Source organism: Hymenobacter gummosus (assembly GCF_003970915.1).
Classification (GTDB): domain Bacteria; phylum Bacteroidota; class Bacteroidia; order Cytophagales; family Hymenobacteraceae; genus Solirubrum; species Solirubrum gummosum.
Genome location: NZ_RXOF01000005.1, coordinates 105,278 through 123,268 on the forward strand (window position 1 = coordinate 105,278; position 17,991 = coordinate 123,268).

The following is a 17,991-nucleotide window of genomic DNA, read 5'->3' on the forward strand; positions in this document are numbered from 1 at the left end:
ATGCGGGACCGGGCCGTTTGGTTGATGGCTGGTTTCTAAAACGACGCGGCTCCGCCTTGCGGCCGATGGCCGCAGCACCAGCTAAACCTGATGCTACTTCCTTACTTCCAGCTCTTCTCCCCCATGATTCGCCGCATCAAAATCCTGAGCAGCCCGGATTCCTCGCTGGCCATCGGGCGCACCAAGAAGTCCTTGCGCCGCGACGTGCTGTGGCTGGCCCTGGCCCTGCTGCTGGCGGCCGTCTGCCTGGTGGTGGAGTTCGTGGTGCTGCTGCGCGAGCCGACGCCCGACTACCTCAGCCTCGGGGCCGTAGGGTTGGGGGCGGTAGTGCTGGCCCTGCTCTCGGGCTTGCTGCGGCGCCTGCGCCGGCAGCTGCTCGTGCGCGACCAGGTGGTGTTCGACCGGGCCCGGGCCGTGGTGCGCCTGAACGATGCGCCCTTCTGCTCCTTTGATGAACTGCAGGGCGTGGTGCTGGAGGCCGTGCACGATACCGAGGACCATTTCCGCGGCTACCTGCTCTACCTGACCACGCCCGCCAAGGGCCGCCTGCTCATCGGGGAAGGGCTGGCGGCGCCCAAGGACCTGGCCGTGGGCCAGGCCATTGCCGCCTTTACCGGCAAGCCCCTGGAACGCCGCGGCGAGCTGCCGGCCGATGCGTTCTGTCAGCCCTAGCCGCCGCTCAAAGACGGTGCGCGGCCCTGCGCTAAGTGCAAAAACGTTCGTTAGTAAACAACATATTACTAATCAGTTATACGCATTATCAGGAGTAAATAAGCCCAACCCGGAACCTGCGGCCCATTTGCGGACTTATGCCAACAAGCCGGTGGTACCTCTTGGAACTGATACGATTTCGCTGAAGGGCTGCCGCAGAAAGGAATTGGGCCGTATTTGGGCTTCCGCGAATATGTCGGGGGCGAACTGAATCGGATAACGTAGTTTTACGTACGAGTAGAGTCAATACCCGCCGGTAGAATACAATTTTGAACCGCATGAACCGCCTTCGTCGTCTTGTGCCCGGCAATTGGACAGGGCTGCTGCTCTGTTGGTTGCTGCTGCTAGCCGGCGGCGCGCACGCCCAAACCCCCGATACCACGCGGCGCAGCGAGTCGGGGCAGCCCATCCGCAACATCGACCTGGAGAACATCGACGTGGCCCCGGACGCCCTGGATACCAAGGGCTGGCTGCTGCTCAACCAGGACATTGCCCTGGAGCTGGAGGGGGCCGTGCAGAACCTCTACAACTTCAAGTACGACAAGGCCGAAAAGCAATTCCGCTCCCTGCGGCGGCGCTACCCCAACCACCCCATGCCCTACTTCCTGATGGGCCTGAGCACTTGGTGGAAAATCGTGCCGACCAACGTGCAGAGCAAGCTCTACGACAAGCCTTTCTACGCCTACATGGACACCACCATTGCCAAGGCGGAGGCCCTGTACGAGAAGGACGAGAAAAACTACGAAGCCTGCTTTTTCCTCTCCGCCGCCTATGGCTTTGCCGGCCGCCTGCAGGCCGAGCGCGGCAGCTGGCCCAAGGCCACCGTCAGCGCCCGGCGGGCCCTGAAGTACCTGGAGCTAAGCCAGGAAGCCAACGGCCTGAGCCCGGAGTTTCTGTTCGGGCAGGCGCTGTTCAACTACTACGCCGTCTGGATTCCCGATAACTACCCCCTGCTTAAGCCCGTGCTGCTGCTCTTCCCCAAGGGCGACAAGCAGCTGGGCCTGCAGCAGCTGCGCAACGTGGCCGACAACGGCGTGTACGTGGGCCCCGAGGCCAAGGTGTTTCTGATGCGCATCCTCAACAACGAGGAGGGCAACCCCGCCCAGGCCATGCCCATTGCGCGCAACCTGGCCGCCAAATTTCCCGACAACGGCTACTTCCAGCGCTTTTACGCCCTGCTCTGCTTCAACGAGGGCGAGTTTCGCGACTGTGAGCGGGTGAGCCGCGAAATCCTTGACAAAATCAACCGCGGCTACCCCGGCTACGAGGGCATCAGCGGCCGCTACGCCACCTATTTCCTGGGCTGGCTGATGCAGAACAAGTACAAGGACCTGGCCAAGGCCAAGGACTTTTACCAGCGCTGCATCGTCTTTGCCGAAAGCACCGACGACACCCACGGCGGCTTCTACCTCTACGCCAACCTGAACCTGGCCCGCATGGCCGATAAGGATAACGACATCAAAACCGCCCGCCGCTACTACGAGGAAGTGCTGGACATTGCCGACCGCAAATCGGCCAACCACCGGGAAGCCCAGAACTACCTGAAGGTGCACAAGGCGAAGAAGTAGCCCTTCGTGCCAGCCCGTCATGTCGAGCTTGTCGAGACATCTCGCGTGCTGGCGTCTGGTAGTATTATTCTCGTTCAACGAAGATTTTACTATCCGGCTAAACACGCGAGATGTCTCGGCTTCGCTCGACATGACGTTCTTTTTTGCGTCGTTGCCGAGCCGCGGCGGTGACAAATGAGCGGCCCGGCTTGGCGCATCGGCCGCGGGGCTTGTACCTTTCGAGTCCGGCTACCTTCGGGTTGCCGGGCTTTTTTCGTTTGCCCCCTTTGCCCGCGCCCCATGCAGCAGAAAATACGCCAGGACCTCCAGGAGCTAAACTTCACGGCCATCGACTTTGAAACGGCCACCGAGCAGCGGCACAGCGCCTGCTCCATCGGGCTGGTGCGGGTGCAGGGCGGGCAGATTGTGGAGACGCAGCAGCACCTGATCCGGCCCTTCGAGCTGCGGGTGGCGCCCATGAACTACGCCGTCCACCGCATTTCCCTGGAGCAGCTGCGCCCGGCCCCCGCCCTGCCCGAGCTGTGGCCCCTGCTGCGGCCCTTCGTGGAGGAGCAGGTGGTAGTGGCCCACAACGCGCCATTCGACGTGAGCGTGCTCGAACACTCGCTGCGCGCCTACGCCCTGCCGGTGCCCGCCTTCCACAGCCTGTGCTCGGTGAAGCTGATGCGCGCCAGCCACCCCGGCTACGACTCCTACCGCCTCAACGAGCTGGCCCGGCGCTTCGAGCTGACGCTCAACCACCACGACAGCCTCTCCGACGCGCTGGCCTGCGCCGAGCTGACCCTGCGCGCCCTGCGCAGCGGCCACCCCTTCGATTGGGCCTGGAAGCAGCGGGAGCTGACCAAGGGCATCGGCAGCGCCCACAAGCCGCGGGCGGCGCGCACGTCCTGGCGCTGGTAGCGGCGGGCGTTACTTGTCCGTCCAGTGCTTATGGATACGCTGCATTTTGCGCTGACCGAAGTTCACGAGGCAACGGCTGCTTCGCTCACCCAGGTCTATTTTGATTTTATCGTCTCTGGCAATTCGCTCAGCCAGTTACTGCAGCTGGAAAAAGCGCACAAGACCAGCATTTTATATCCTCACCGAAGTGATAAGGTTCTTGAACACGTAATCAAGCTGTTCTTGGGCGTTGAAAAGTCGCTGCTGAATCAGGAGCGTACGTGTTTTTATGTGTGCGCCGAATGCGGCAACCTAGCGTGCGGTGCCATCACAGCCACCATTGAAATTCATGATACCACCGTTATCTGGAAGGATTTCGGCTGGAATTTTGGCGACGACGAGCCAGATGTGCCCGACGACGAACCTGTTGGCCCGTTCGTCTTTGATCGAGTTGGATACAGTCAGGCTTTCACAGAATTAAGAAGCCAGTTACTGAGCAGTTAGCTCTTGGCTCGACAAACTTTCCGCCCCGTCGCGGGTTCGGGAGCGTTGAATCCTACAAGCTTCCGCCGCCATGACCACCACCGCGCTGACCGCCCTGTACCAGGAGCTGGCCCCCTGCATCGGCACCGATTTGAGCCTGCTGCTGCCCCAACAGATTCAGCGCGAAGTCGGCCACTTCAACGTGTTCGACCTGGCCGATTTCTGGGCGACGACCAAGCTGCCGACCGGCGTACCCTACCCCTGCCGCTCCTTCTACAAAATCAGCTTGCTGCGCAGCCGCAGCCGCACGGAGTATCAGGGCCAGACCATCCATATTGAGCCCGACGCGCTGGTGTTTTCGACGCCCAAGGTGCCGTTTCAGTGGTGGCCCGTGGAGGCGCAGCAGGGGCAGTTCTGCCTGTTCACGGCCGAGTTTCTATTGCCGGTCCTGGGCGGCCTCTCCCCCGACGAGCTGCCGCTGTTCCGGGGCAGCGGCTACCCCGTGTTTCAGCTCAGCGCGGTCGAGGCGGCGCGGGCCACGGCCATTTTCGAGCGGATGCACGAGGAAATGGCCTCCGACTACGCCCACAAGTACGACCTGCTGCGCGCCTACGTGCTGGAGCTGCTGCACCTGGGCCAGAAGCGGCAGCCCGCCGCCCCGGCGCACCCGGTACAGTCGGCGGCGGCCCGGCTGTCGGGGCGCTTTGTGGAGCTGCTGGAGCGGCAGTTTCCGCTGACTTCGCCCCAGCAGCGCGTGGCCCTGCGCACGGCCAAGGACTTTGCCGACCGGCTGGCCGTGCACGTCAACCACCTCAACAAGGTGCTCAAGGACAGCACCGGCCGCACCACCTCGGACCTCATCGGCGGGCGCCTCGCGCAGGAAGCCAAGGTGCTGCTGCGCCAGACTGACTGGACGCTCTGGGAAATTGCCGACTGCCTGGGCTTCGTCGACGTGGCCCACTTCTCCCACTTCTTCCGCCGCCACGCCGCCGTGAGCCCCGGTGCCTTCCGCAATCTGGAAATGGCCGCGGCTTGATTTGTACAACAAGCTGATTGCCGCCTACAACGCGGCCGGCAGCGGGGCGCGGGACCTTTGTCGTGTTCAATTCAACGCGACAAACGCACTCCGCATGAGCACTTCCAAAGTAGCCCTCGTTACCGGCGGCAGCCGGGGCCTGGGCAAGGACATGGCCCTCAAAATCGCCCAGCAGGGCATCGACGTTATCCTCACCTACCACAGCCAGCAAGGCGAGGCCCAGGCCGTGGTGGCCGCCATCGAGGCTCTGGGCCGCCGGGCCGTGGCCCTGCCCCTCGACGCGGCCGACATCAGCACCTTCGCGGGCTTCTTCGAGCAGGTGGCCGCGGCCTTGCAGGGCACCTTCGGCACCGACCGCTTCGACTTCCTCGTCAACAACGCCAGCACCAGCCTCAACACGCCCTTCGCCGAGATGACCGAGGCGCAGTTCGACGAGATGCTCAACATTCACTTCAAGGGCGTGTACTTCCTCACGCAGCGCGCCCTGCCGCTGCTGCGCGACGGGGGCCGCATCGTCAACGTGTCGTCGGCGGTGACGCGCAGCTCCTTCGCGGGCGTGTCGGCTTACGCCAGCATGAAGGGCGCGGTGGAGGTATTCACCCGCTCCCTGGCCCTGGAGCTGGGCCCGCGCGGCATTGCCGTCAACGTGGTGGCGCCCGGCGCAGTATTCGGCGGCGGGGCCATGACCGACACGCCCGAAATCCGCGCCTGGGTGGCCCAAATGACCGCCCTGGGCCGCACCGCCGTGCCCGAGGACATCGGCGGCGTAGTAGCCTTTCTCTGCACCGACGCCGCCCGCTGGCTGAACGGCCAGCGCCTGGAGCTGACCGGCGGCATGGCCCTGTAGCGCGGGCTTCAGCCCGCGTCCGCCCGCGCCGCAAGCGTCGTAGCGCGAACCGGACTGGGCCAAGCAAATAGAAGGGCCGTCGGAGTGCCGCAAGTGCGGCAGCCCGACGGCCCGGCCGTTTTAGGGTGCGTGAAGGCGCTAATTCACCGCCGGGGCGGGCAGGCCATGCAGCGCCGCAGTCGACTTCGCGGCGGCGCCCTCGCCGTGGCTACGGGAAGCCAGCAGGCCCTGGTTGAAATAGTCGCCGGCGGCTTCGGGGGTAGCTTTGTGGCGCAGCAGCAGGGTGAGCAGGTTCACGAACAGCTGCTCGGCCAGCTCCTCGCGCTCTGCGGCGCCCTGGCTGCTGCTGTCCTTGGTGAGGCCGCCTTCCAGCAGCTGGGCCTGCCGCGACTCTTCCACCTGCTTGAGCAGGGCGCGCACGTCCTTGGCGAGCTTGGCGCCCACCGTGTCGGCGTGCTCGTCGGCGACGTTGGCGAAGCGGGCAGCCAGGGTTTCGATGCTGTCCTTGCTGGCGCGGGTGTACTCCATCACGCCCTGGGGATAAAAGGCGTGGTAGCCGGGCGTATCCTCGCCGCGCACCTCCCCGTCCTGGCTGAAGGCATCGGCAATGACGCCGGACTTGCGGGCAATGAACTTCTGCAGCTTGGCCTTGGCCTCGTCGTTGCTCAGGCGCTTGCTGCCGCCCTTGGCCTTGGAGGTAGCGTTGGTTTTCACGGCCGCCTGCAGGGCTTTGAGGGCGGTTTCGGTGGGCTCGAGTAGCACGTCGGCGGCGTCCTTGGCCCGCAGCCGCTCTAGGTGCGTCTGGGCGTATTGGGCGAAGCGACGGTGGCCGAGCACGGAATTGGCGAAGGGATTGGTCAGGAAATGACTAATCATGGTGGTAGTGGAAGAAAAGGTGAATTGGTTCCTAATAGTTAGCGGGTTAGCTTCCCATTCGCAAGGCTTTTCTTCCTTTTATTATACCATCATCTTTGATTCGCGCAGGTCGTCGCGACGAGTAGGCCCTTGTAGTGCTACAACGCCTCACTCGTCACGACGAGTAGCCTCTTGTAGCACTGCAACGCCTTACTCGTCGCGACGAGTAGCTCCTTGTAACGCTGCAAGGGCCTACTCGTCGTGACGAGTAAGCCCTTGTAGTGGTGCAACGCCTTGGTCGTCGCGACGAGTAGGCCGTTGTAGTGGTGCAAGGCCCTGGTCGTCGTGATGAGTAAGTTACGGCACTGCCTTGCTGCTCTGGTAGCCGCTATTTCAGGCGGGTAATGCGCGTTACTTTAAAATCACGGCCCTCTGCTTCGGTGAAGTTGGAGTAAGTACCGGTGAGGATGCCTACTCCGGGTCGGTACACGAATTTCTCGGCCCCATGAATGTGGCTGGGGCCATCCATCAAATTAGGAGGATAGGCCCAAAAGTAATACAATCCTTTATCCAGGCGTTGTAAAAGTATTTTAGATGGCAATATACCCCTCAACGTTTCAGCATTGGTATTATAATATTTATTATAATTTTCAAATGACGTATACATTAGAGCCTCGCTCAGCGCTGGCGAAAGTGTGTTTATAGTGACATTATCCGACTGACCAAATACTAGGAACGGTATGGGCATAACCAGAAACGGCTCGGTAAGCACTATTCCACCCAAGGTCTGCCTTGTCCCTTTTATTGTTACTACCGGCTTGATGTATAAGCAGCGGGTTATATCATTGTAGGTGCTGTACCCTTCTCGTTTGTATAAGTCCAGCCGCCCCAGGCAGTCAGTAAAGAACGTTTTCGGATTAAGCAAGGGCTGGTCTTCGTAGGGCATCCAGAGCTGCTGAGTTGGGAAACCAGGATTGCCTTCCACGGCTGCAAACACCAGCAACAGTGAGTCCCGGTCGTAGCGCACCGGTAATTGGCTGGCTACGCCGTACTTCGTCTTTATGTCCGCCAAGCTCACCAACACGTTTACCAGCACGGTGCGCCGCGGCACCCGGTAGCGGGTGCCCTCTGATTCTACCAAGAACTTCCGGCCAGGTAGGGCAGATATATCGAGGTAGCCACTAAGGTCGGCGGGTGGTCGTTGGGCTTTGGCATTCCAACCGCATATTAACAACAGGAACAATATCCAATGACTTTTGCTTACAAAGGACATGACGCGGGCAGTGGTTGTGGGCTGGAATAATATCGATACGGCGCAGCTTAACTCGTGCCAATTCGGGGGTAAATGGAATCGGTCAAAGCCGCTTTAGTACATTAAATCGGATGAGGTAAAGTCCATAATCTAACCACTTCACTTTGTCGTTCATCTACTTAAATTCTTTATCATGCTCCTGTAATACAGTATACCTAATACTACTCCTGAAGGAAGATGCGCACAGACAACAAATAGTATCCGTAAATAATTTTGCTGCCGACCAATAGTCAGCAATGCCACAATTATAACTAATAGTCCTATTGTCAACAAAGCAACCACAATACACATATATACACCTAGTACTAGCACTTTTTTCGACAAAAATTCAACCAACACTCTATAAATATAAATAACGAACAAATAAGCCGGCATAAGGAAAAACGCCTCATAGATAAACAAAGCAACTAGATATGGCAACCAATTATTATTTTTATCTATCCATACATACCACAATGTTCCTGAACATGTGTTTATTAGAGCGCACATGAACCATGCCAAGGCATAGAACCTTATTATTCTCTTCATGGGCATGGCACATACTGTCTATTGTTTCGCAACGCATTAAGCACTTGTGCCCAGTTGGGTCTTAGGGGCGCAGTATTTACAACAGTCGCACTGCCTCCGTTTGCATCAACATAATTTTTTAACCCTTGCTGAAATTGATGCCATAATGCATCTGCCTGAGTAAATTGAATTGGGGTCCCGCCGTTGACTTGTTGTGAAGCAAATGCTATCCACTCGTCAGCTGGTAACGTTACACGGTCTACTCCACGTACATAAAACTTGATTGCACCACTCCCTAACTGCTCATACCCAAATTGCCTGGTACCGCTCACCGGATGGTGGGCGTTGTACGGGTCTCTTATGGTAGAAAAATTCCAGTGATTATTCGTGTATTCACTGACAATCACAGAACCATTGTCTTGTAGCGGACCTGCAGATATACCTATAGAAACGATACTGGTAAATGGATTGTTTAGCCATCTACTACTTTCATTATTCAGCGAAGGATGTGGCTGAAAATTGGTTGTATTAGGAGTCACTAAACTATTTAGGTTCAACCTGATATATGACAACAACTGGCTTGGAGTCAATTGCTGATTATTGACAGTCGGCATAGCATTCACGATAACTGAAAATTCATCCATATTCAAAACGGTACCTGCAGCATCTTCAAGCGCTTGTAGCTGCCAATCCCAATCAGGCTGGATAATAGGGGATAGGTTCCCCAAGCCGATGCTGTTCTTTTCTTGTTGCGACAAAGCATCTAATCTATCCAGAACAGCCTGAGGTGCTTGAAAATTTATAAGAGGCAACCAAAGCTGTATTGGACAATTGTCAAAAAGAGCAGTTTTTGATGCCAGTAACCGGTTTGTTAGCAATTTTAGGGCATTCGGATTATTCCCGCCATACCCACCGCCTCCAGTGCTAACAGGTGGGTAGCCAGTGCCGGGGTTAGCGGGTGAGCCGGGCCCACCGCCAACCGGATAGCCTCCCGGGTTTTGTCCTCCCGGGTTAGAGCCAGTTCCGCCGTTATCACCCGCAGTACCTGGTGAATCATTGTAAACGTAGCATACCATCGCCACCATTTGGTCCGTACTGGAAGTGGTCATATGCAATACCATCCTGAAGCAGGAAAGCCGTTGCTGGTTGCCATAAGGTGTTTCGGAATCCAGCTCAAAGTTTATCCAGGCGTCTTCCCCTACGACTCCGTCCACGTAGTTTTTACCGGCCATGAACAGGTTGTCCTTGTTGTAAAAGGCCACCAACCCGTTGAGGCTGCTGCCACTGTACCAATTGCCGGCCAGGTGGCTCTGGTAGACGTCGCGGCAGAGCAGGTTTACCTCGTTGGCGGAGCGCTCTGCTCCTTTCAGCAAGAACTCGACGATGCGGCCCGTTACCTCACCGCCCTCCTTGCTGATGATAAGCCGACGGTGACCTTTGTACTCCCCGCTGAACACTATCAGCGACTCCACGATGGGCACCACTACATAATCGCCTTGCTCGTTGCTGAGCACCGCGGCATCGTCCCAGCGTAGGTCAAGCGGCATCCGCGGGTAAGGCGGTTCCGAGGGCTTGTCGTACCATTCCCGGGCTTCAGCCACGGTCAGGCTCTGCAGATTGCTGCTGACCGCCTGCGCCTTTTCCTCCAATACATACGTCCGGCACCTCTGTGCACGACTGGGCCGTGCCCACCAACAATGCCAACGCTACTACCCACCGCACCAATGAAAATGTTTTACGCATACGCTGAATGAATTAAGGATTGGATCAGACCAACGCAATATAGAGCTACATATTACTATAGCCTAAAACAGCACCGCCGCCTGCATCCGGCCGGTGTGAATCACGCGCAGGCCGTCGGGTTTGCGGCCGTCGTAGCTGAGGGTGATGTTGAGGCCGTTGCTGAGGCGCTGCTCCACGTTCAGGTTCCAGGTCACGTTGTTGCCGGGGCGCAGGGCCTGTAGAATTTCCAGGCCGATAACCGAGTTTTCGACGCCCTTGAAGCCCACACGCACGTAGCTGGCCGTGCCCGAGAGGGTGCGCTTGCCCACCTGGCTGATGCGCGTTTCCACGCTCAGCTCGTCGAAGGCGCCGCGGGCCAGGGGCTCGTTGGGGTCGAGCTGCAGGGTGTTGCGCTTGGTGGTGTGGTGGTAGGCGCCGGTGAAGCGCCAAACGCCCGAGGGCTGGTAGCTCAGCTCGGGCTGCAGCTCGTACTGCTCCAGGCGGAAGTTGCGCAGCGGCAGGTAGCTCAGGTTTTCGCGGATGCTGCGGGTGGCGCCCAGGCGCGAGGTAAGGGCCGTGGCCAGGGTGCGGCGCAGCAGCACGTTCTGGCTGGCGAGGTTGCGCGTTTCGGAGCCCTGGGCCAGCAGGGTTTTCTGCTGGCTTTGCTGCACCGTCAGCTCGGCCCCAAAGATGGGGTTGGAGCGGTTGAAGTACAGGGTGGAGCGCAGCACCTTACTCAGCGACAAAAGCTGGTCGTCGGCGGTCTGGTAGGCGAAGGGGTTCAGGCGGGCCAGCAGGTCCTTGTCGGTGGTGCGCCGGTCCAGCGTCACGGTGTTGATGACGTTGAAGCGGGCCAGGGTGGCGCGCCAGTTCTTGGCGTCGCGCCAGCTGCGGGGGGCGCCCAGGCTCAGGCGGTAGCTGAAGCGGTTGGTAAAGGCCGTCACGTAGCTGTCGGTGAACAGGAACACCTTGATGTGGGTGCGGTACACGGCGTCGGGCGTGGCCGCTTCCAGGAATTCTTCCTTGTCCTGGCGGTTGTTGTTGTTCAGGTCGCCGGCGTAGTAGTGGGTGCCCTGACCCTGCTGCCCGTTGGGCACGGGGATGAACACGTAGTCACGCTTGGGCTCCCGGCCGGTGGCCACGCTGTAGGCCAGCTCGGAGCGCAGCTGCCCTTGCAACAAAGACACGTTCCAGGCGCCCTGCCCGAGCACGGTGCGCTGCCGGGCCGAGTCGCGGGCGGCCAGGTCGCGGTAAGTGGCCAGCAGGCTCAGGTCCTGGTTTTTGCCGAGGCGGGTGGTGAGCTGGCCCTGCCAGGTCTGGGCGGTGCCGCGGCGCTGCAGGCTGCGCAAATCGGCCGTGGGCGTCTGGTCGCGGCGGTAGGTGTAGTCGAGGCGGTACTTGGTTTTGGCGCTGTCCTGGCTGGTCAGGAACACGGCGTGCTCGTCGAAGTAGTTGGCTGAGCTGAGCGAGTCGCCGGAGGGCAGGCGCACCCGGTTTTTATCGAAGCGGTAGGCGTAGCCGGGCACCACCGGGCCGCCGGTGTAGCGCACGGCCGCCTCGCCGCGCGTCCAGGTGCTGCGGCGGCGGCCGGCATCGGCCCCGAGGATGAACAGGGAGCCGCGCATTTCCAGGTCGCCCACCTTCTGCGCCCCGTCGAGCCAGTGCTGAATGCCGCTGACCTCGCCGGCCCGGTAGCGGCGGCTCACGCGGTAGTTCACGGCGTTGTTGGGGTCCTTGGCCACGCCCACCGAGAAGTTGAGGATGTTGTCCTCGCGCGAGATGCGGCCGCCGGTGGCGTTGCTCTGCTGGGTGGCCCCGGTGCTCCAGTTGCGGTCGAACTCGATGTCGCGGTACCGGTCGATGGGCGCGAAGGAGCGGCTGGTGTACTCGTAGTCGAGGGCGGAGCGCAGCCGGTAGCCCTGCCAGTGCCCGCCCAGGCCCGTGCGCCGGGCGTAGGCCGGGCGGCCGTCGGCGAGGCGGTAGCTGCGCACGTCGGCGCCCAGCGGGCGGCCCTCCAGCACGTAGCCCACCCGCATGGCCTGACCCTGCGAGGACTCCGGCGAGAAGCGGTTCAGATCGAGCTTGGATGAGGCCAGGTCCACGAATACCGTCAGCGTGGAATCGACGCGGTAGCTGGCCCCGGCCGAAATGACCTGCTTGTCCAGGGGCGTGGGCAGCAGGCGCTCGGGCCGGTAGCGCCCCCGCGACACGCCCCCGTTGGGCGCCACGTACTCGTACACGCGGCCGTTGGCGTTGGCCTTGGCCGGGTCGGTGCTCAGCACGTAGTCGGCCCCCTCGGCGCCCTGGCCCACGTCGGTAAAGCGCACGTTGTAGGCCCCGCGGGTGGAGTCGGTAAGCAGCGTGTAAATCCAGCGCGTCTGCTGCGTCACCGGGTCGGTGAAGCGCACCCGGTTGTAGAGCACCTGCCGCCGGTCGTAGGCCACCGAGTCGGCGCCGGGGGCCACGGCCAGGCTCACGTTGTCGCCGATGCGGCGCAGCAGCGCCCGGTCGTCGTCGTCGAGGGCGAGGTTGGGCGAGTTGTCGGGGTTGTCGGCTTCGCGGTAGTAGTTGGCGTGTACCTGCAGGCGGCCGGCCTCCTGGTAGTGGCTCAGGTGGTAGAGCGAGCGGGCGTAGTTGAAGTCGGAGTATTCGTAGTCGACGCGCAGGCGGGAGTTGCGGGTAATCAGGTGGCGCGAGGAAAACGTCAGCTCGGCCGTGTTGTAGTCGATGATGTAGTCGTTGTCGAAGCCCCGGGTGAGCAGGCGGCCGTCGAGGTACACCCGCTCGGAGTTGGCCAGGATGATGATGAACTGCTCCCCGTTGGGCCCGCGCAGGCGGTAGGGCCCCTGCACGTTCTCGATGGGCTCGACGGTGGTGCTGGCAAACTTGCCCTTGGCCACGCCCGCCGCCACGGTGGTAGAGCTGCGCAACGGGCCGAAGATGGAGCTACCGGCCTGCGTGGCGGTGGCAGTGGCCGAGCGGGTGGCGCCGCGCTCCGTCGGGTAGCGCGGGTCCAGGGTCTGCGGGCTGGGCACGGGCAGCTGCGGACCGGTGGTGCCGGGGTTGGTGGGCGTGAGCGGACTCGGCAGCAGCGCCCCGGCCCCAACGCTGGAATTGACTTGTTGGCCCAGAAACAGCTCCCCGGCGGCGCCCTGCACGTTTTTGTAGAAGCGCAGGAAGTAGTCGGGCTTGTTGCGCAGCACCACGTCGCCGGCCGTCAGGGCCCAGTGCGGGTGGGTGAGCGTGATAAAGATGCGGTCAAACTCCTGCAGCTGCTGGGTGTTGCCCTCAGGCTGGAAGGGCACGTTCTGGTCGCTGATGGCGGCCGTCAGGTTGATTTTGTCGGTGAGTTTGCCCTCCAGCTGCAGGTTTAGCGCCGAGTTGACGAACACGTTTTGGGCATTACCGAAGGAAATGCCGCGGGTCAGGCTCCCGGTCTTGTTCACGCCCGGCGTGGACAGAATCTGCTCCTGCCGCCCCAAATCGGCGTAGCCCCGAAATGGCTGGCTCTGGAAGCTCGACGAGTCCATGAGGCTGCGCGGGCGGCGGTAGCGCGGGGCCGCCAGCCGCACCGGCAGCACCCGGTAGCAGATGAGTACCGAATCGGGCCGGTTGGTGGGCAGGCGTAGGTCCGGCTCCCCCGGCTCCGGCGACTCCACCCGGCTGCTGGGCCAGTAGATGCGGTACAAGTCGGTGCGCGCGTCGTAGGCCACGCTGCGCCCGTCAGTAGAAACCGAGGAGGGCACTACCGTCAACGTATCGTTGAGGCGGAAGGTAGTGGTGTCGCGCCTGGCGGGCACGCGCACCCACACGCAGCGCCGCGACGAGGGCACCGCGCCTGGCCGCAGCTGCGCCCGCACGCCCACGCCGGCCCCCATCAGCAGGAGCAGCAGCAACAGGCGAATGGCAAGGCGTAGCGGATGCGGCATAGAAAGCGCCCGTCGTTGTTTTAGCGGACGAAATAACGCCCAGCCGGGCTAACGTCGTGCGCGGGCGGAAAAATCCCGCTCTTTAGGGTAAGAGGGTATGATGGTAAGAGTTTAGGCGTTGAGCAGTTGACAACTCACCGCTTACTACTTGCATACCCCCTTAAACTTTCTAACTCCTGCCCTCATACCCTCTTACCCTAAACCTTACCCCGGCGCCTGGGGCAGCTCGATGAAGAAGGTGGTGCCCTCCCCCACTATTGTTTCAAACCACACTTTGCCGCCGGCGCTTTCGATGCCGCGCTTGGCCACGGCCAGCCCGATGCCGGAGCCGGTTTCCTTGGTGGTGAAGTTGGGGCGGAACACCTTGTCGCGCACGTCCTCGTCGATGCCGCTGCCGTTGTCCTGGATGCTGATGCGCACGGTGCCGGGCTGGGGCAGCTCCACGCGGGCGTGCACGTCGGCCACGCGGTCCTTGGGAATGGCCTGCAGGGCGTTTAGCAGCAGGTTGTTGAAGGTGCGCACCAGCAGGTTCTCGTCGGCGAAGACCACGGCTTCCTCGGCGCCGGGCGCTACCTCCAGCTGCACGTGCTGGTGCAGGGCCACGCAGCGGCGCAGCACCTGGGCAATGGTCAGGCGCTCGGGGCGCATGGCCGGCAGGTTGGTGAAGTTGGAGAAGGAAGTGGCAATGTCGGTCAGCACGTCGATCTGGGTGATGAGCGTCTGCGAGATGCGGCCAATCATTTCCTCCAGGTTGCCGCGCTTCTCGGCCAGGGCCCGCTGCAAGAACTGCAGGCTGAGCTTCATCGGCGTGAGCGGGTTCTTGATTTCGTGGGCCACCTGCCGGGCCATTTCGCGCCAAGCGGCCTCCTTTTCCTGCATGGCCAGCTCCTGCTTGCTGTCTTCCAGCTTGTGCAGCATGGTGTTGTACTCGCGCACCAGCAGCCCCAGCTCGTCGTTCGACTCGTAGTTCAACGGCTCGTTGTTGCCGGTGAGCGTGGTGTGGCGCAGCTTCTCGGTGATGAGCTTCAGGGGCCGCGTCAGCACGCGCGTCGCCACGAAGGTGAGGCCCAGAAACAGGATGAACATCACCGTGAAGATGTTCAGAATGGTCGTGGTCAGCTCCGTGAGCTTGGTATTCAGGTCCTTCTGCGAGTCGAAGAACGGAATGCCCACGTAGCCCACCACCTTGCCCGCGCCCGTCGCCGCCGAGGTGGCTCGCAGCGGCAGATACAGGGTGTTGAACGACAGGGAGCCGGCCCGCTCGGTGAGCAGGATGCGCGGCTGCCCGCGCTCGGCCAGGGCCACCACCGCCTCGGGGTTCATCAGGTTGCTGATGAGGTTGGCCTCGAAGATGAGCGGCTGGCTGCTCACCAGCAGCTCGCCGCGGGCGTCGTAGAGGTTGAGGTCGGTTTCGGTGAGGGTCGATACGTTTTCGGCCACTTCGCCGAGGCGGCCGCGGCTGGTGGAGTCGGCCAGCAGGGAGCGGAAGCGCAGCAGGCTTTCCTGGGCCAGCTTGCCGCGCCGCTCGTAGCTGCGGCGCAAATCCAGCTTGTAGGTGTCGGTAAACAGGCTGGCCGTGGCCAGACTCACCACCAGCAGCGTGGCCAGAATGCCCACGGTCATGAACACCTGAATTTTGGCCGAGAACGTGGTGCGGAACCAGCGCCGCCGCGGATTGCGCAGCAGCAGCAAGAGCAGCCCCAGGAAGCCGCCGCCCAGCAGGTGCAGCAAAAACCAGAACGAGAAATTGGCCAGCCACTCGGCCGCGGCGTAGGTGGGCGTGGTCACCACCACGGTGCGCTGCTGCGGGCCCTTCACGCCGAGGTGGTGCACCCCGCCCAGGGTCAGGCCGGTGCTGTAGAGGCGGGCGTCGCGCAGCAGCGAGGCAGGCAGCTCGTTCACGTAGTCGAAGTCGCCCTCGCTGTACACCAAGCGGCCGTTTTCGTAGCCGGCGTAGCTCAGGTCGTTGCCCGGGCCAGACTGGAAATACTTCTGGTCGACCAGCAGCTCGGGCACCACGCTGTTGGCGGTGAGCTTCTTCAGGGTCAGCTCCAGCAGCACAGTGGCGGTGGTGCCGGCTACCGTGGGCACCGGCACGAAGGTCAGGTAGCGCCGCGAGTCGAAGGAATTGGCGTTGTGCAGCAGGTAGAGGTCGGGCAAATCAGTAGGCACGGCCTGGCGCAGCAGCTGGGCGCGGGTGGCAGCCAGGCTCAGCACCCCGTCGGCGTCGTTCATGGGTTGGCCCTTGCCGTCGAACAGCGCTACCCGCACCTCGTACTTATCGAAGTAGCCGCGCAGGTAGTACTTCTTGATTTTCTGGCGCACCACGTCCTGGTTGGCGAAGCCGTTGGCCAGCCGGGTGCGAAAGAGCGGGTCGGCGGCAATGTCGTGGGCCCGCTCCACCAGCAGAAACTCGCCCTGCTGGTCGTTGTCGACGAGCAGATTGCCGGCCAGGCGCTGCTTGCCCTGGATCAACTGCTCCCGGAAGTTCTGGTACAAAGCCAGGGAACCAACGCCCGCGCTCAAACCCAGCATCAGAAACAGGAATACTACTCCCTGAAACGGCAGCACGCCCGCCAACTGTCGCAGCCCGGCTATGCGCAGCACCAGAAAGAAGCCCAGCGTCAGGCCCAGCAGCACCACCGGCATCTGGCCCAGCGTCAGCCCCACCGGCAGCACCAGCAGGGCCGAGGCTCCCAGCAACAGCAGCTGCACCGGCTGGGGCTCGTCGCGCACCACGGCCAGGTACAGCTGCGTGCACAGCCAGAACCCGATGAGGTAGCTGCCCGTGTGCAGCACCACGGCCAGGCCCAGCAGCAGCTTGAAGCCCGAAAACTGGATGCTCTGCGTCACGTCGAGCACCAGCTGCGAGTTGCTGACGGAGCTGAGGTAAAAGTGGTAGAGCAGCAGTAGCAGCCCGAAAAAGGTCAGACAGGCTGCCCCGGCCGCCACCAGCCGGGGCGGGCCCGCCGGAACGCGGCGCAGGTAGCGCACCACCCCGTAGCGCCGAAACAGCAGCAGGGCGTACCAGGCCAGCACCAGCAGCAGCACTGCGTTGATGAGCAAGTCGCCGAGCGAAGGCGACACCCAGGACGCTGCGTACAGCTTGGGGTCGAACAGGGGCAGCTCAATAAAGGCGAAGGGCAGGTTGTAGTGCAGCAGCACGGCCCGGAACAGCAACAGCGGCAGTACCACGGCGGCGGCCCCGGCCCAGGGCTTGCCGCGCCCAAACAGGCGCCGGGCCAGGGTGAGCCAAGCGGCCACGTACAGCCCGGTGCCCAGCAGCAGCAGGCTCAGCGGCAGGTACTTGCCCGTGACGGGGTTGGGCTGCAGGCTGCGCAGGGAGAACAGGTAGTGCCCGTCGTGCGAATACAGCCGCGGCAGGCTGCCGTTCTTTTCAGCTCCGGCTACCAGTTCCACGTCGAGGCCGCGGAACAGGCCCCGGCCGCCGCCTTCCTTGAGGTAGCGGTTGGTGATGCCGTATTGCCGCCGCAGGGGCACGTAGGCCAGGATGACGAACTTGCCCACCGGCCGGCGGATAGCCAGGAAGCTGCCGAAGCGCATGTCCACCAGCTTGTCGCGGAAGGGCTGAGCCACGTTGGTCGGCTCCGGCCGCATAGTGTGGTCCGACCAGTACAGCAGCTCCGCGCCCCGAAACACGAAGGTGGGGTACTTGCAGGCCTGCAGCGTAGCGAAGCTGCCCTGCCCGCGCAGCAGCTGCACGGCCAGCGTCTCCACGTCCTGCTCGGCCCGCCGCTCCGCCTCCGACAGGGTTTGCTGCAGCCGGGCCACGTCGGTGCGCACCAGCACGCCGGGCGCGGTCAGCTGGTTGCTCAGGTAGGCCCCGATAAAGCAGCCGATGGCCAGCAGCAGCAGGATAAGCGGGAGAAGACGCTTGGTCACGTAGTAGCGTGGTCGGACAGGTAGCAGTGGATTCAACGCCCCGCGGATTGGTGTGGGCGAGGCAACAAGCAAAAATGCCGCCACGCGGCGGCATTTCAGAAATTGGGTGCGGCAAAACAGTCACGGCGTGAGCAGCCTGGCGGCAGCGCCTCACCTCACGCACACCGACGAGTTGCAGCCCAGCAGGCAGGGCTCCGCGGCGGCAGTACAGCCGCAGCAGCGCAGGCCGTGACTGTTTC

Annotated in this window: 11 protein-coding genes; 6 read left to right on the plus strand and 5 right to left on the minus strand. The window is 62.1% G+C overall.

Going from position 1 to position 17,991, the window contains the following annotated elements; all coding sequences use genetic code 11:
• The first annotated feature begins 123 nt into the window (after positions 1 to 123).
• From EJV47_RS10495 to EJV47_RS10520, 6 genes are all read left to right on the plus strand, one after another.
• Positions 124 to 672 (plus strand): hypothetical protein, encoded by a 549-nt coding sequence (locus EJV47_RS10495; RefSeq protein ID WP_165903691.1) that lies wholly within the window; start codon positions 124 to 126, stop codon positions 670 to 672.
• 317 nt (positions 673 to 989) lie between these two features.
• Positions 990 to 2,279: a tetratricopeptide repeat protein gene (locus EJV47_RS10500; protein ID WP_207895875.1), complete on the plus strand. Its 1,290-nt coding sequence runs from the start codon at positions 990 to 992 to the stop codon at positions 2,277 to 2,279.
• Positions 2,280 to 2,558: 279 nt separating this feature from the next.
• Entirely contained in the window at positions 2,559 to 3,179 is a 621-nt protein-coding gene (locus EJV47_RS10505; RefSeq protein ID WP_165903692.1) for a 3'-5' exonuclease, read from the plus strand.
• 30 nt (positions 3,180 to 3,209) lie between these two features.
• On the plus strand, positions 3,210 to 3,662 hold the full coding sequence (locus EJV47_RS10510; protein ID WP_126693115.1) for a hypothetical protein: 453 nt from the start codon (positions 3,210 to 3,212) through the stop codon (positions 3,660 to 3,662).
• Positions 3,663 to 3,732: 70 nt separating this feature from the next.
• The gene (locus tag EJV47_RS10515; protein ID WP_126693116.1) at positions 3,733 to 4,677 is read left to right on the plus strand and encodes a helix-turn-helix domain-containing protein; all 945 of its coding nucleotides are present in this window, start codon (positions 3,733 to 3,735) and stop codon (positions 4,675 to 4,677) included.
• Between the two features lie 94 nt (positions 4,678 to 4,771).
• Positions 4,772 to 5,524 (plus strand): SDR family NAD(P)-dependent oxidoreductase, encoded by a 753-nt coding sequence (locus EJV47_RS10520; protein WP_126693117.1) that lies wholly within the window; start codon positions 4,772 to 4,774, stop codon positions 5,522 to 5,524.
• Between the two features lie 138 nt (positions 5,525 to 5,662).
• Here the strand turns inward: EJV47_RS10520 and EJV47_RS10525 are convergent, their stop codons facing one another.
• The 5 genes from EJV47_RS10525 to EJV47_RS10545 all read right to left on the minus strand — a co-directional run bounded on the left by EJV47_RS10525 (position 5,663) and on the right by EJV47_RS10545 (position 17,752).
• Positions 5,663 to 6,400, minus strand: coding sequence for a hypothetical protein (locus EJV47_RS10525; RefSeq protein ID WP_126693118.1), 738 nt, complete (start codon positions 6,398 to 6,400; stop codon positions 5,663 to 5,665).
• Between the two features lie 367 nt (positions 6,401 to 6,767).
• Positions 6,768 to 7,652, minus strand: a complete 885-nt coding sequence (locus tag EJV47_RS10530) for a hypothetical protein (RefSeq protein ID WP_126693119.1) — start codon at positions 7,650 to 7,652, stop codon at positions 6,768 to 6,770.
• Positions 7,653 to 8,215: 563 nt separating this feature from the next.
• Positions 8,216 to 9,745, minus strand: a complete 1,530-nt coding sequence (locus tag EJV47_RS10535) for a hypothetical protein (protein WP_126693120.1) — start codon at positions 9,743 to 9,745, stop codon at positions 8,216 to 8,218.
• 258 nt (positions 9,746 to 10,003) lie between these two features.
• On the minus strand, positions 10,004 to 13,849 hold the full coding sequence (locus EJV47_RS10540; protein WP_126693121.1) for a hypothetical protein: 3,846 nt from the start codon (positions 13,847 to 13,849) through the stop codon (positions 10,004 to 10,006).
• 204 nt (positions 13,850 to 14,053) lie between these two features.
• Complete coding sequence (locus tag EJV47_RS10545) at positions 14,054 to 17,752, minus strand: sensor histidine kinase (protein WP_126693122.1); 3,699 nt, start codon at positions 17,750 to 17,752, stop codon at positions 14,054 to 14,056.
• Positions 17,753 to 17,991: the final 239 nt, after the last annotated feature.

Excerpts from the sequence above, each read along its gene's own strand:
- EJV47_RS10495 (WP_165903691.1), top strand. The coding sequence starts at position 124 with ATGATTCGCCGCATCAAAATCCTGAGCAGCCCGGATTCCTCGCTGGCC.
- EJV47_RS10500 (WP_207895875.1), top strand. The coding sequence starts at position 990 with ATGAACCGCCTTCGTCGTCTTGTGCCCGGCAATTGGACAGGGCTGCTG.
- EJV47_RS10505 (WP_165903692.1), top strand. The coding sequence starts at position 2,559 with ATGCAGCAGAAAATACGCCAGGACCTCCAGGAGCTAAACTTCACGGCC.
- EJV47_RS10510 (WP_126693115.1), top strand. The coding sequence starts at position 3,210 with ATGGATACGCTGCATTTTGCGCTGACCGAAGTTCACGAGGCAACGGCT.
- EJV47_RS10515 (WP_126693116.1), top strand. The coding sequence starts at position 3,733 with ATGACCACCACCGCGCTGACCGCCCTGTACCAGGAGCTGGCCCCCTGC.
- EJV47_RS10520 (WP_126693117.1), top strand. The coding sequence starts at position 4,772 with ATGAGCACTTCCAAAGTAGCCCTCGTTACCGGCGGCAGCCGGGGCCTG.
- EJV47_RS10525 (WP_126693118.1), bottom strand. The coding sequence starts at position 6,400 with ATGATTAGTCATTTCCTGACCAATCCCTTCGCCAATTCCGTGCTCGGC.
- EJV47_RS10530 (WP_126693119.1), bottom strand. The coding sequence starts at position 7,652 with ATGTCCTTTGTAAGCAAAAGTCATTGGATATTGTTCCTGTTGTTAATA.
- EJV47_RS10535 (WP_126693120.1), bottom strand. The coding sequence starts at position 9,745 with ATGCCGCTTGACCTACGCTGGGACGATGCCGCGGTGCTCAGCAACGAG.
- EJV47_RS10540 (WP_126693121.1), bottom strand. The coding sequence starts at position 13,849 with ATGCCGCATCCGCTACGCCTTGCCATTCGCCTGTTGCTGCTGCTCCTG.